Origin of the sequence: Cohaesibacter marisflavi, assembly GCF_963665895.2 — a bacterium.
Taxonomy (GTDB): domain Bacteria; phylum Pseudomonadota; class Alphaproteobacteria; order Rhizobiales; family Cohaesibacteraceae; genus Cohaesibacter; species Cohaesibacter marisflavi.
Genome location: NZ_OY762534.1, coordinates 3,213,059 through 3,227,366 on the forward strand (window position 1 = coordinate 3,213,059; position 14,308 = coordinate 3,227,366).

General features: G+C 55.4%; 11 protein-coding genes. 9 read left to right on the forward strand and 2 right to left on the reverse strand.

Going from position 1 to position 14,308, the window contains the following annotated elements; all coding sequences use genetic code 11:
- Positions 1–1,125 precede the first annotated feature (1,125 nt).
- The 9 genes from ACKPCT_RS15505 (at position 1,126) to ACKPCT_RS15545 (ending at position 12,604) form a co-directional block, all read left to right on the forward strand.
- On the forward strand, positions 1,126–2,679 hold the full coding sequence (locus ACKPCT_RS15505; RefSeq protein WP_090069400.1) for an acyl-CoA carboxylase subunit beta: 1,554 nt from the start codon (positions 1,126–1,128) through the stop codon (positions 2,677–2,679).
- 16 nt (positions 2,680–2,695) lie between these two features.
- Entirely contained in the window at positions 2,696–3,106 is a 411-nt protein-coding gene (locus ACKPCT_RS15510; RefSeq protein ID WP_090069398.1) for an OadG family transporter subunit, read from the forward strand.
- On the forward strand, positions 3,106–3,510 hold the full coding sequence (locus ACKPCT_RS15515) for an acetyl-CoA carboxylase biotin carboxyl carrier protein subunit (RefSeq protein WP_319567352.1): 405 nt from the start codon (positions 3,106–3,108) through the stop codon (positions 3,508–3,510). The genes ACKPCT_RS15510 and ACKPCT_RS15515 overlap by 1 nt, the downstream gene beginning before the upstream one ends.
- Positions 3,511–3,527: 17 nt before the next feature.
- Entirely contained in the window at positions 3,528–4,679 is a 1,152-nt protein-coding gene (locus ACKPCT_RS15520) for a sodium ion-translocating decarboxylase subunit beta (protein WP_210186654.1), read from the forward strand.
- A gap of 245 nt (positions 4,680–4,924) precedes the next feature.
- Positions 4,925–5,893 carry a sulfide/dihydroorotate dehydrogenase-like FAD/NAD-binding protein gene (locus tag ACKPCT_RS15525; protein ID WP_090069394.1) on the forward strand — a complete coding sequence of 323 codons (969 nt, stop codon included), beginning with the start codon at positions 4,925–4,927 and terminating at the stop codon, positions 5,891–5,893.
- The gene (gene gltA / locus ACKPCT_RS15530) at positions 5,894–7,402 is read left to right on the forward strand and encodes an NADPH-dependent glutamate synthase (protein WP_090069392.1); all 1,509 of its coding nucleotides are present in this window, start codon (positions 5,894–5,896) and stop codon (positions 7,400–7,402) included.
- Between the two features lie 32 nt (positions 7,403–7,434).
- Entirely contained in the window at positions 7,435–9,369 is a 1,935-nt protein-coding gene (locus tag ACKPCT_RS15535) for a 2-oxoacid:acceptor oxidoreductase subunit alpha (RefSeq protein WP_319567353.1), read from the forward strand.
- Position 9,370: 1 nt separating this feature from the next.
- The gene (locus ACKPCT_RS15540) at positions 9,371–10,363 is read left to right on the forward strand and encodes a thiamine pyrophosphate-dependent enzyme (protein ID WP_090069390.1); all 993 of its coding nucleotides are present in this window, start codon (positions 9,371–9,373) and stop codon (positions 10,361–10,363) included.
- Positions 10,364–10,369: 6 nt separating this feature from the next.
- The gene (locus ACKPCT_RS15545) at positions 10,370–12,604 is read left to right on the forward strand and encodes a ferredoxin (protein ID WP_319567354.1); all 2,235 of its coding nucleotides are present in this window, start codon (positions 10,370–10,372) and stop codon (positions 12,602–12,604) included.
- A 111-nt stretch (positions 12,605–12,715) separates the two neighbouring features.
- On the opposite strand, the gene ACKPCT_RS15550 is transcribed toward ACKPCT_RS15545, so the two are convergent.
- On the reverse strand, positions 12,716–13,186 hold the full coding sequence (locus tag ACKPCT_RS15550) for a hypothetical protein (protein ID WP_139229199.1): 471 nt from the start codon (positions 13,184–13,186) through the stop codon (positions 12,716–12,718).
- Positions 13,187–13,215: 29 nt separating this feature from the next.
- Complete coding sequence (flhB, locus tag ACKPCT_RS15555; protein WP_090069382.1) at positions 13,216–14,301, reverse strand: flagellar biosynthesis protein FlhB; 1,086 nt, start codon at positions 14,299–14,301, stop codon at positions 13,216–13,218.
- Positions 14,302–14,308: the final 7 nt, after the last annotated feature.

Below are 14,308 nucleotides of genomic sequence, written 5' to 3' on the forward strand. Positions count from 1 at the left end.
CTCAAAGAATTGCCTGCAACCAAAGCCCAGTGGCAAAGGCGGTCACCCCAGGTCCTCAGATACCTTCAGCTGTCAGAAGCAGTCGCGTGGTCAAAATGGTCATGTGAGCCACACAAAAGTCCCGGAAGTGCATCACTATACGGTCATAACTCCCGATACTTTAGTGTTATAATCGTTAGTCTATCCAAGGGCTTTCGGCGTTGATTTGCATCAACACGGTTGCTCGACCCAGAAGCACCACCGCATCACGATACAATTTCTGACGCAGTTAGAGCCGTTCAAAAAGGCAGTCTTGAGACCTGTTTTTAAAGTGGTTTTCCGAAGTCACCCAGAGGAGGCAATGAGGCATGGATACACCTTAGGATTAGGTGGGGAGGCTTTTTTCTCGACATATTTGCTAATAAGACGAAAGTACGAAACCGGCACTCCGAAACAGGCGCTACCGCGCCTGCATTCGCATCGCAGCCCCTCTCGACTGCCGCTTCATCCCGATCCGGATGTGAAGGCAGCCCAGAGTCGCGCCTTCATTTACCGGCATTCTTCCTCGCGCGATTGGACCTTGCAAGAGCAGGAAACCGGCACAAGATCTTTCCCGAGCGAGAGCAAATAAATAGCGACGCTCCATAACGCAACAGCGTGCGATGCGCAGCAAGACTCATGCTATCAGCGATAGGCACCCCGACTCACCTATAGGCCACAGAAGGGTGTTTTCCTCACCATCGACCATATTTATAATGAATAAGTAGATGGAAGACTTCAGTTTTTGGCTCAATCGGAGCGCTCTACAACCAGAGATGATTAACACAATGGTCTCAGCAGTTAATATTCACAGACCGCACAACTTTGCATAGCAATTTTTTTCGCTATGCAAACTACCTCTATCCACTTTGGTCTAATGCGCGATTCTCGCCAGTAAGCCGCCGATTCAGGCATCAACTAGCCTTTGGTCCAAACCTTTTGCCGCTTCCAACCCTTTATCTCATTAGAATAAATGAGTAATACTTCCGTCATTGAGGATTTTGTCATCGGGTGTCCGATCCATAATTTCCGGCGGGTTTTTACCCGTTCAACCTCAACCTTAACGCAGCGCTCAATCCGGGCGCTGCCTAGCATAGCGGTAATAAAATGGCGATTTCCAAAACTCTTTCTGATGAGTTGGAGAAACGGCGCAAAATCGCACTGGACGGTGGCGGCGCAAAGAAAGCTGAAGACAGACATGCCAAAGGTCGCATGACTGCCCGTGAACGTCTTGGGGGTCTTTTCTCCGAAGGTACGTTCCAGGAATTCGGCTTGCATGCGCAGCACAATACCCGTTACTTCGGCATGGCAGACAAATCCATTCCGACGGACGGTGTTATTTGCGGCACAGGCTTTGTCGACGGTCGTCCAGTAGCAGCCTTTTCCCAGGATTTCGGCGTGGTTGGTGGCTCCTTGGGTGAAATTCACGCCAAGAAAATTTGTGCAGCCCTCGATCATGCTGTGAAAGCAGGCGTACCTGTTGTTGGCTTCAACGATTCAGGCGGAGCACGTATTCAGGAGGGTGTTGGTGCCCTTTCCGGTTATGGTCAGGTATTCTATCGCAACGTTCAGCTCTCTGGCGTTGTGCCTCAGATCTCTGTCATTGCAGGTCCTTGCGCCGGTGGTGCAGCCTACAGCCCTGCCCTGACTGACTTCCTTATCATGACCCGCGAAAACGCACAGATGTTCATCTGTGGACCAGAAGTTATTCGCGCCGTTACCGGTCAGGTAACAACGATGGAAGAAATCGGGTCGGCTCAAGCACACGCTTCCGTATCCGGTAACATTCACTTCATTGCTGAAAATGATCAGCATGCTGTGCAGATTGTCCACAAGCTGCTCTCATTCCTGCCATCCAACAACATGATGGATCCGCCGCATCATATCGAGCCGGACCTGAAAATTGTTGATGACCCGGCATTGGATGAGCTGGTTCCAGCTGATTCCAAGACCCCGTTTGACTGCCGTGAGGTTATCAAAAGCCTTGCTGATGACGGTGATTTCCTTGAAGTCATGGAACATTTTGCAGCCAACATCGTAATCGGCTTCGGTCGCATTGGCGGCATGGTCGTTGGGTTCGTTTCCAACCAGCCAACCGTTAAAGCGGGCACGCTGGATATCGATGCCAGTGACAAGGCTGCACGCTTTGTTCGCTTCTGCAACGTTTACAATATCCCGATCGTTACCCTCGTCGACGTTCCTGGCTTCCTGCCGGGTGTCGCTGAAGAACGTCGCGGTATTATTCGTCACGGCGCAAAAATGCTCTTCGCATATGCCTCTGCTACTGTTCCGAAGATCACGGTCATCATGCGTAAAGCCTATGGCGGCGCGTATCTGGCAATGTGCTCGGAAGATATGGGTGCGGACCGCGTTATGGCATGGCCAACGGCCGAAATTGCTGTGATGGGTGCTGAAGGCGCTGTCAATATCCTTTATCGTAAGGAATTGAAAGAAGCTGAAGACAAGCCGGCCAAGGCAAAAGAACTTGCGGATGAATATCGCAAGGAATTTGCTACGCCTTACTTGTCTGCTGGCAGACTGGCTATCCATGACATCATCCAGCCTCGCGAAACCAAGAGTGCAATCGCTCTCTCGCTTCGTGGCCTGATGTCCAAACGGGAAACCCGTCCGCCGAAGAAACACGGCAACATTCCACTCTGAGCAAAGGATTATCTTGATGCTCGAAAACCTGGAAATCATCTTAACGGGCTTTGTCGTGGTAATGATGGCTCTTGCCATTCTCTGGGCAGCCTGTGCACTTATTGGATCTTTCTTTATCCGCCAGGAAAAGAACGGCTCAGGCACAGGCGGTTCGGACCATGCTCCAAAGGTACCGCCGCGCGCGGCGGTAGCCTCCCGGGCTGGCGTACCACCACATCATCTGGCTGCCATTGCAGCAGCCGTAGCCGCGACAATGGGGGCAGGATACAAGGTGACTCGCGTCGCAGCTCCCCCCCACAAAGTAAGCGAATGGCCACTGGAAGGTCGCATTGCCTCTTTTTCGGGACATAACACCCGTAACGGCTGGACTTCCATGATGCCCTTGGGCAGTAGCCAGACCCCCAATTCTCTGAGAGGACTAAAGTAATGAAACGCTTGCGGATCACCGTACAGGGCATCACCTACGATGTAACGGTGGAAGACGAAGATATGGACAATGCTGCCCCGGCTCCGGCTGCGAAACCAGCAGCTCCAGCCCCTGCAGCAGCAGCTCCTGCTCCTGCCGCTCCGGCCCCAGCCGCTCCGGCTCCTGCTGCAGCTCCTGCTGCCCCAGCTGGTGATGGCGCAGTGCCTAGCCCACTTGCCGGGACTGTCATCAGCGTAGACGTTTCTGTTGGTCAGAAAGTATCAGCTGGCGACACTCTGCTTGTCCTTGAAGCCATGAAGATGAACACGAACATCAGTGCTCCATCTGATGGTACAGTTACCGCGGTCAATGTGGCAGCCGGTGCTACCGTGACCGAGGGTCAAGTTCTTGTAACCCTTTCATAAGGAGGGAGATCCTTCTCATGGAAGGCACAGCAACTCAGGCCTCCAAGCTTGAACAGATTTGGCATTTGACCGCTTTTGGCGATGTGACCTGGCAAATGATGGTCATGTGGGCGATCATTGCTCTGCTGTTCTATCTTGCGATCTACAAAAAATTTGAACCGCTTCTGCTGATTCCGATCGCTTTCGGTGCTCTCTTGGCTAACCTTCCTACCGAAGGTCTGGTCAACTTGCCCCAAGGCGAACATGCCGGCGGTCTCTACTACTACATTTCCAAAGGCGTTGAGCTGGAAATCTTCCCACCGCTCATCTTCATGGGCGTTGGGGCTTTGACTGACTTCGGCCCGTTGATCGCCAACCCGCGTACGCTGCTCCTCGGTGCAGCTGCCCAGTTTGGTGTGTTCGCTACCTTCCTTGGTGCAACCTTGATTGGCTTCCAGTCACACGAGGCTGCTGCCATTGGTATTATCGGTGGTGCTGACGGCCCGACCTCGATCTTCCTTGCCAGCAAGTTGGCTCCGGATCTACTCGCTCCAATCGCAGTTGCAGCTTATAGCTACATGGCGCTTGTGCCGTTGATCCAGCCTCCGATCATGCGTGCGCTTACAACTGAAGCGGAACGCAAGATCAAGATGAAATCCCTGCGTAAAGTGGGTCGCCTTGAAAAGCTCATCTTTGCTGCCATGGTTACCATCCTTGTGATCTTGCTGGTTCCTGCAGCAGCTGCCCTGATTGGCATGCTGATGCTGGGTAACTTCCTTCGGGAAAGCCTTGAAGCAGAACGCATCACCAAGGCTGCTCAGAACGAGGTGGTCAACGTCATCACAATCTTCCTGGGTACGTCTGTCGGCATCACAATGACGGCAGAACGGTTCCTGAACTTCGACACCATGAAGATTCTGGCCCTGGGTATCGTCGCCTTCAGTATCGCTACTGGTTGCGGCATCCTGATGGCCAAATTGATGAACGTGTTCTCGAAGAACAAGATCAACCCTCTGATCGGTTCTGCTGGCGTGTCGGCCGTGCCAATGGCTGCCCGCGTTAGTCAGGTGGAAGGTCAGAGAGCAGATCCAAGCAACTTCCTTCTCATGCATGCCATGGGTCCGAACGTTGCCGGTGTGATTGGTACAGCAGTGGTGGCAGGCTTCTTCCTAGCCTGGTTCTCACTCTGACATTCAGTCAAACTGAATCTAAAATTAAGGAAGCGTAGGCTTATGGCCTGCGCTTCTTTTTTTTGCGTCATCTTTTCACCAGTCCAATAAAACCTTAGTCGTAGCCAGAGGCTGATCCCCGCCGTTTTGATTGGTGTCAATGTTTCCCCCCTTCATGGGCGTAGCGTCGAAGCTGTTGTATTTGTTCCGATTATTGCACCCTGTGCAATCTAGTTGGCAAATTCCGCAGCAAGGGGAGGAAATTCATGTCCGATCGCGGGGTCGCCAGCGGTCGCGGGGAGGATTTGTCTGTCGCAAACCGACAGAACGGATCCGGAAAAGGTGTCACGGCATCCTTTCCAATCCTGACGCGCACCGATTTTTCAAAGTCAACATTCCTTATCGAAATCGAGCATCCAGTCATGGCAAAGGCCGCCAAACCCGGCCAGTTTGTCATCGTGATGTTACATGATCTGGGCGAGCGCATCCCGCTGACCATTGCCGATTTCGACAGGGAAAAGGGAACCATCACGCTTGTCGTGCAGGCCGTGGGCAAATCCACAAGGGAAATGCAGCTGCTCTGCAGACCCGGTCGTGAGATCTACGCCATGCTCGGCCCTCTTGGTATTCCCAGTGACATTTCATCGAAAACCAAAAAGGTCATTTGTGTGGGCGGCGGGCTGGGCATCGCGCCCATCTACCCTCAGGCACGAGCCTTCAAGGAAGCCGGCGCCCATGTGATCGGGGTTCTGGGCTTCCGCTCCAGCAACCTGATGTTTTGGGAAGAGAAGTTTCGCGCCATCTGTGATGACTTTATTATCTGCACGGACGATGGCTCAGCTGGCATTCACGGCCTTGTGACCCAAGGCATCGAGGCGGCAATCAGAGAGAATCCAGACGTCGACGAAGTGGTCGCTATTGGTCCTCCGGTCATGATGCGCGCCTGCACGGAAACCACGCGCCCCTATGGCATCAAGACGATGGTGAGCCTCAATCCGATCATGGTTGACGGCACTGGCATGTGTGGTGGCTGCCGCGTGAAAGTAGGAGACGCGATCAAGTTCGCCTGCGTGGACGGGCCCGATTTTGATGGCCATCAGGTCGACTTTGACGATCTCTTCACCCGACTGCAACGCTACCGCCCCGAAGAGGCCGCAGCGATGAAGCGCTATTCCGATAGTTGCCGCCGCCTGGCCCTTGCGCCGGATGCAGCACCCATTGAGGGAGGCAAGTAAATGGCTCGCAAGACAATTCGATCCATTCCGCAACAACGGGCAGACATGCCGGTTCAGGAGCCGGAGATCCGCGCCAGAAACTTTGATGAAGTGGCGCTGGGCTTTGATCTTGAAAATGCCCTTCTGGAATGTGAACGCTGCCTGATGTGTCCGCAACCGGCCTGCATCGAAGGATGCCCGGTCAAGATCGACATTCCCGGATTCATTTCCAAGATGCTGGAAAAGGATTTCCGTGGCGCCTATGAGCATATGACCGATGCGACCCAGCTTCCCGCCGTGTGCGGCCGGGTTTGCCCACAGGAGGATCAATGCGAAGGGGTTTGCGCTGTGGGCGCAGGTACCGGCCTTGAACCGGTCGCCATCGGCAGGCTTGAACGCTTCCTAGGTGACATGGCTATCAAGGAGGGGTGGCAGAAATCAGCACAGATTGAGCCCAACCGCTTCCGGGTTGCCATCGTAGGATCTGGACCAGCCGGAATGGCTTGTGCGGCGGATCTGGCCAAGGCCGGATGCGCCGTTACCATTTATGAGGCCTTTCATGTGCCCGGTGGCGTCTTGCGCTACGGTATCCCTGAATTCCGCCTGCCCAAGAGCGTGGTGGACGCCGAGATTGCCAATCTGAAGGCGTTGGGCGTCGATATCCAGTGTAACACACTGGTGGGCCGCCTGTTCACCATCGATCAGATGCTCGATGACATGGGCTATGATGCAGTCTTTATCGGCGTTGGTGCCGGTACCCCCCACTTCATGGATATTCCGGGCGAAAATCTCAACGGTGTCCTTTCTGCCAACGAGTTGCTGACCCGCTGCAATCTGATGCATGCGGGGGACTTCCCCAAATTCGACACCCCGCTGGGCCTTGGCAAGCGCGTGGCCGTGATCGGCTCGGGCAATACGGCCATGGACGCGATGCGTGTTTCCCTTCGGCTTGGTGCCGAGCAGGTGCATTGCATCTACCGGCGTAGCGAGATCGAGTGCCCTGCCCGCAAAGAAGAGCTGCATCACGCACAGGAAGAAGGCATCGAGTTCCACTGGCTGACCAACCCGGTCGAGATCCTTGGCGACGCCAACAACAATGTGCGCGGCATCCGTTGCGTGCAGATGGAGTTGGGTGAACCCGATAACTCCGGGCGCAGGCGTCCGGTAGCGGTTGAAGGCAGCGAATTCGACTTCGAAGCGGATACGGTGGTCTATGCCATCGGCACCTCGCCCAACCCGATCCTTGGTCAGACCTCATCGATCGGCCTCAACAAATGGGGCTATATCGACACCGACGACGATCTTTCAACCTCTCTTGCCGGTGTCTATGCCGGGGGAGACATCGTCACCGGAGCGGCGACCGTGATCAAGGCAATGGGCGCAGGGCGCAAGGCGGCTGACAGCATTCGCCGCTATCTGGGCCTCAGAGACACCAACGTCATTTACGAGCCGGAGACATCCGACTTCGAGAATAGCCTGTTCGGCATCGACCTTGCTGAACATTGCTTTACCAGAATAAGACAAATTTAGCTGCCGGAGCCAAAACCATGACGGAATATGGCATGCAGACTTCTTCTCACGATGCTCCTCCCAACGAGGAAAGGACTGCATTGAGGAAGTCCCCAGCAAGTGGACCTGCCGAAGTCATTCAGGAACATATTGTTGAAATCGTAAGTGACTCAGGGGAAGGCGCGCAAAGATGCGGCCAGTCCCTTGCGTCGATCGCCGCCCGATCCGGGCACGGAATCTGGACAGTGGAGATCATCCCCGCCGAGATCCAGCCCCCTCACCGCTCCATCGCGGGTGCCAGCGGCAACAGAGTGCGCATGGCCGCGCACAAGGTCACCAATGTGGGTGACAAGGCCGATCTCGTGATCGCCTTTAACGAGCAGGTGCTTTTAAGCCGCCTGAACGCCAACGAGATCAAGCCCGGAGCCACCATTCTCATCGAAGAAATGTGGAAATGCGACAAGGACCCTGCCGTTGCCGAGAATTATGAAAAGGTGACCGCCGAGGTGCGCGCAAAAGGTTACAATCTGTTCGAGATTCCGATGCAGACGGAATGTCACAAATATGTGCCTGATCCGACCAAAGGCAAGAATATGTTCGTGCTGGGCATTCTCTGCACGATCTACAGTCTGGATACGGCACTGGCCGAAGCACAGTTGCGGCTGACCTTTGCCAAAAAGGACCAGAAGATTGTCGATGCCAACCTCGAACTATTGGCGGCCGGACAGGCTTGGGCGGCGGAGAATCTTTCCGTGCGCTACATGATCCCTGCAGCACCGGTCGTGAAGCCACAAATCGTGACCAACGGCAACGCGGCGCTGGCGCTCGGGGTTGTGGCCTCGGGCATGGAAGTCTGCTCGATGTATCCGATCACGCCAGCCACCTCGGCTTCGCACTATCTCTCGACCATCTTCGAGAAGGTCGGCTGCGTGGTGCATCAGGCAGAGGACGAAATCTCGGCGGCGACCTTCGCCATCGGGGCTTCCTATGCTGGCAAATGCGCAGTGACCATCACCTCCGGCCCGGGCCTCTCGCTCAAGCAGGAAGCCATCGGCCTTGCCGTTATGACCGAAATTCCGCTGGTTGTCATTGATGTTCAGCGTGGAGGACCTTCCACCGGCCTGCCAACCAAGGTCGAGCAGGGCGACATGATGTCCGCCATGTTCGGCAGCCATGGGGATGCGCCCAAGGTGGTCATGGCGGTGGATTCCATCGAGGACTGCTTCTATTCGGTTATAACCGCACGCAAGATCGCCGAGACCTTCAACATGGTCGTGGTCATCCTCTCGGACGCGGCTCTCTCAACGGCACAGCAGCCCTTTGACAGGCCCGAATTCAACCCCGACTGGCTGGCCCCTCCGGTCAACCAATCAGCGGTGCCGGAAGATGCCCATCCCTATGACTGGGACGAACGCACAGGCATTGCGACCCGCTTCATTCCCGGCCAGCCAAACGGCATGCATTGCCTTACGGGCCTTGCCCATGATCGGGACAGCCACGTGGCCTATGACCCTCAGATCAATGAGGAGGGCCTTTTGAACCGCAGCCGCAAACTAGCTGCTTTGCAGAAGACTTTGCGTCTGGCGCCCGTCTATGGCGATGAGGAAGGCGATCTGCTGCTCATCGGTTGGGGCAGCACCCGCGGCGCCATCGAGGAGGCAGTGAAGATCATGCGGGCCAAGGGCCACAAGGTCTCCTCGCTGCATCTGAAATTCATCCAGCCGATGGCCGCAGGCATCGACGCTGTCATGAAGCGTTTCGGCAAGGTCATGACCATCGAGAATAACTGGAATGACCCAGAGAGTGATCCGCTGATCGATCCGTCAAACCGGCGTTATTCCCATCTGGCCATGCTTCTGCGTTCGCGCTGGCTGGTGGATGTGGATTGCTGGGGCAACGCCCGCGGTCAACCGCTCAAGCCTGCGGAAATCATAGAGGCCGCAATGGCCAAGCTCGACGACAAAAAGCCAACGGCGGGAGGGCAATGAGATGACCGCTTCCATGAGCCAATGTCTGATGCAAATGGTGCAAACCGACTATCAGATTGCAGACTATCAAAGCGATATCACCCCACGCTGGTGTACCGGCTGCGGCGATAACGCCATTCTCACCGCCATGCAGCGTTTGTGTCGGGATGAGCAGCTACCGCCAGAAAAGACCGTGTGTGTCTCAGGCATCGGCTGCGCCTCACGCCTGCCGCATTATATGAATGCCTACGGCTTCCATGGCATTCATGGACGTGCCTTGCCTATTGCCGAAGGTATCAAGATCCGACGGCCGGATCTCAGCGTCTTCGTCACCACCGGCGACGGCGACTGCTGCTCCATCGGGGCGGCGCACTGGATCCATGCGGTGCGCTACAACATGAACATGACCATGCTGCTGCATGACAACAATGTCTATGGCCTGACCAAGAAGCAGGCCTCGCCGACATCTCCCAAGGGCCTGAAGAGCAACACCACCCCGTTCGGGGCCACGCTCAATCCGCTCAACCCCTTGAGTGTTACGCTGGGCATCTCCAACGTGTCCTTCGTGGCGCAGGTGCCGGACTGGATACCCGAACTGCTCTATGATGTGCTCTCCAAAGCTTATCACCACAAGGGCTTTTCCTTTATCCGCATCCTGCAGCGCTGCCCGAACTTCATGAACCATCATTTCGACGCCGCCGTTCAGGATCCTCTGCGCGTGCGGATGTTGACCCATGCCGATGGTCTGAGGCTGAAGCCGGAACTTTCCCGCATCTACAAGAATCAGGAGACCCACGATCCGCTTGACCTCAATCGGGCGCAGGCTCTTGCCATGCTGGATGAGGAGATCCCGGTGGGCGTGCTTTATTCCAATCCGCACGTGCCCTGCTATGACGAATTACGCAAAGGCAAACGGCCGAGCACGCCACAGTTGGTGGAAACTGTTCTCAACGAAGAATTCGACAAGGTCGGCATCTGGCCCGAAGGCCAGCAAGCGACCTCAAACGGGGAGTGACCGATTATGCAGGTGGCTCAAATATCAACGGACCCTCAGGGTCAGGGCAGTGACGTTTTCATGGAAGAAGCCGCATTGACGGCTCTCCGTCCAGCGCTCTTTGCCCGCTATAATGCGCTCGACAGTTTGCGCTATGACTATCCTCTTGTCCTCATAGAAGGGGAAGAGGTGGAAAAACCGCTCATGCCCCTATGCCACATCGTGGACGAAGCCTTACGGCTTGTGGCCCCACAAGGACCGGACGGAGAGGAGCTGCGCCAGCAGGTTTTGCGTCTTGAACAGCGCATGCGCGAAAAGGTGGCTGCGGGCGCGGAAGAAAAGCTCTCCGAGTTGTGGCGAATCAGCGTATCCGAGCTGGTGACCGAAAGCGGCCAATCGGCCTTTGGCCCGCTTGATCAAAACCTGGATCGGGCGCGCCAAACCATCACTCTTGATGGCCGCGTCATCGGCTGCACAGAAGCAACGCCAGGCAAGGTTCTGGCCCATGTCTGGCAGTCCATGCATTTGGCCCGGGCTCGCAAGTTCCGCTACAAGGTTGACCGGCTGGTGCTTCGGCTCAATGACATCCTGAAGTCGGACCATATCAAGTCCGATGAGGCCCATAGCCCTGAAGCTCTGGCCAAGTCCATGGGGCTGGATGGAGACAATTCCATCGACTTCGGCGTTTTGTCCAATATCCTGCATCGTGTGCGCCCTGAAGACCGTCTGCCCGCCGACAGGGTAGCGCGTATCAAGCATGTGTTGCAGGTGCTCCAGACACAGGCCTTCTTCGGGCCGGGTCGGGCAACCTATAGCTATCCGGACAAGGCGGTGTGCTACAGCTATGTGTTCCAGAGCTGCACCGAAGCGCTGGATGCCTATCGGGATCGTCTGCCCAGCGTCATCGAATTCTCCAAGGCTTTGGCGATTGCCGAAATGGAAGTTGAGAACAAATATGTTCCCGACCTGCATGATGGGGTCTTTGCCAATTTCGATGAAAGCGATCTGACCGAAGAACAGATGGCCTTCCTGCCACCGGCCATGATCTTCTTGCGCGACGGGGTTACGGACTCCTCCGAGATTTCCCGCGCCTATGAAGCGCTTGCCTGCGGCTTGCCTATCAAGGTGATGATCCAGGTGGATGACATTCTCGGGCCGACCTCACCGGAACCGCCTCGCAATTCCTTTGGTGCGGGCACGGCACGGCTTGCCTCCATGGCCATGGGCATCAACAATGCCTTCGTGGTTCAGGGATCCAGCGCTCATATGACTCGTATGCAGGATGCTATGGTCCGTGCCATGCATTATGGTGGTTCGGCCATGTTCAGCATCTATTCGGGCGCCACGAAAACTGTTCCGGGCGTGCCTGCCTATATTCTGGCTGCGGCAGCAACCGAAGCACGCCTCTTCCCGAATTTCTCCTACGATCCGTCTGCTGGGCCTGATCTGGCCAGCCGGTTTGACCTGTCGGCCAACCCGCAAATGGAGAAGGACTGGCCCGAGCACACTCTTCGCTATGAAGACCCGACAGGGGTGCGCAAGGAAGAGGTCGTGAGCTTCACCTACGGGGATTTTACTCTGGCTGATACCCGCTATCACCGTTTCTGCGAAGCGATCGAGCGCAAGAGCTGGAGCGGCGATATGGTGCCATTCGAGGAATGGCTCGAAACATCAGGGGGCAGCGATGCCATCAAGCGGGCCTATGTGCAGGGTGTGGATCGACAAGACGCACTGATGCGTGTCGTGGTTGATGACAAGATTGTTGCCGCAGCCCGTCGGTGCAAGGATGCATGGAACCGTTTGCAGGAACTGGCTGGCATCAACAATTCCTACGTGCTGGCCCAACTGGCCGAGGAACGGCGCAAACGGGAGGCCCTGCTTGCCGAGCTTTCCACTGACGCAGCAAGCCCCGCTGCTGTCGAGCCGGCCCAGCCGGTCGCCGAGGCGGCGCAGCCAACAGCTGAGCCTCAGGCCGCCTCTGAAGAAGAGGACAGCGTTGCAGCAGAAGTGATGGATGACATGCCATGGATCGAAACGTCCCGCTGCACAACCTGCAACGAGTGCCGCCAGATCAATGACCAGTTATTTGGCTATAACGAAAATATGCAGGCCTTCATCGCCGACCCCGACGCTGGCACCTATCGCCAATTGGTGGAAGCTGCGGAAGGCTGTCAGGTCAGCATCATCCACCCGGGCAAGCCGCGCAATCCGGCAGAACCGGATCTGGACGATCTGATGGAACGGGCCAAACCGTTTCTCTAACAAGCATGTGCGTGTCGGTCGGGGAGCCATCCCCGACTGATGCCCTTTTATCATGGGCCATCACGGTCACATCCTCTTCAGGCAGAGAACAGAAGAGCGCCGGTCGGGGGCCTACATGAGCAGGCCTTTGTCGGCCCAATCCTTGGAAGGCCGGCGAATATGCGCATCTGTCAACACATTGACAAACCGCTCGATATCGCACTCGCTGCCGTCGGATCCATCTTCATAGCGGACAGATTGCATCGCGATGGTGGACACATCGCCAATCAGATTCAGCGCAAAGCGCGCATCAAGATCAAGATGTCTGAAAGCCATCTCGAAGCGCACAGTAGGCGGCGTGGACCAGTCCAATTGCGCCGTGGATTCGCCGCGATAGAAAAGGGTATTGGCCTTGAGGAATAATTCCGATGACGATGCCACAATATCGCTGATATTGGCATGGGAATCCGTAAAGACATACGAAATCAGATGCGCTGCATCGACAAGTCTAAGCTCGGCGATAACATCTTTCATCGCCCAAAGCATGGCATGCTCATAAACGTCTTTGCAATCAACTGTTGCAAGAGGCTTTCGACTAATCATGGTCGATTTCCGGGAAGCTTTGTTCATTCTTAGCCCGAAGCTGTTTTGTATTTCGAGCTATCGGCAGAATACACATAGTATAGAATTTCTGCAACTACTCGGAAAAACTGTGGTGGTATAGGTAAATCGACTTCACTCTCGGCGAACAATGCCCGCGCCAAGGGCACATTCTCGATCACCGGAATGTCATTTTCTTCTGCGATTTGACGGATTTTCAGCGCGATAAGGTCCTGTCCCTTTGCAACAACAACCGGCGCCTTGTCTACGCTATGCTCATAGCGCAAGGCAACGGAAAAGTGCGTCGGGTTGGCAATGACAACATTGGCCTGTGGCACAGAAGCAATCATACGGTTACGTGCCCGGTCTCTGGCCAACGAGCGCATGCGCCCCTTGACCATCGGGTCGCCTTCGGATTGCTTGATTTCATCTTTCACTTCTTTCGGACTCATGCGCAGATCCCGACGCCATTTACCCCTGACCCAAAGGACATCGAGCAGAACCAGCGAAATTGTTGCGACACAAATACCCGAGACAAGTCGGATGGTAATACTGAGGAGTTCCTCTGGCAGCAGGGTAGGATCTGTAAACATGGTATTCACCAGAACCTGTCTGTGACTTGATATGAGAATGCCGAGTACGACGGCAAGCATGGTAAGCTTAGCGAGCGCCTTGAGGAATTCGACCCAGCCTTGCGCGCCAAACATGCGCGAAAATCCCTTGCCGGGGGACAATTTGGAAAGGTCCGGACGCAATCGCTCAAACGACATTTGCGGAGGATGCTGAAACCAGGTTGCAGCAAGCCCGAGAAGGAACAAGATGGAAATGGGCACGACCAGAAATTTGGCCACTTCCATTCCGACAGCCGAACCCAGCTGAGCAAATTGTGCTTCGTTTCCAAGACGAATTTCTCCTGTTCCATCAAGTATACGCGACATGGTTGTCGATAGCGATGCGACTTGTGTTTCCAGTGCAAATGCCAGAATGAGCAGAATTCCGAGAAAGGTAGCGAAGGCATTCACCTCTTTTGAGAGAGGCAGATTCCCCTTTTCAATCGCGTCTCTTATCTTTTTCTCTGTCGGCTCTTCTGTCTTGCTGTCCTTACTCTCGTCTGACATGGGTGTC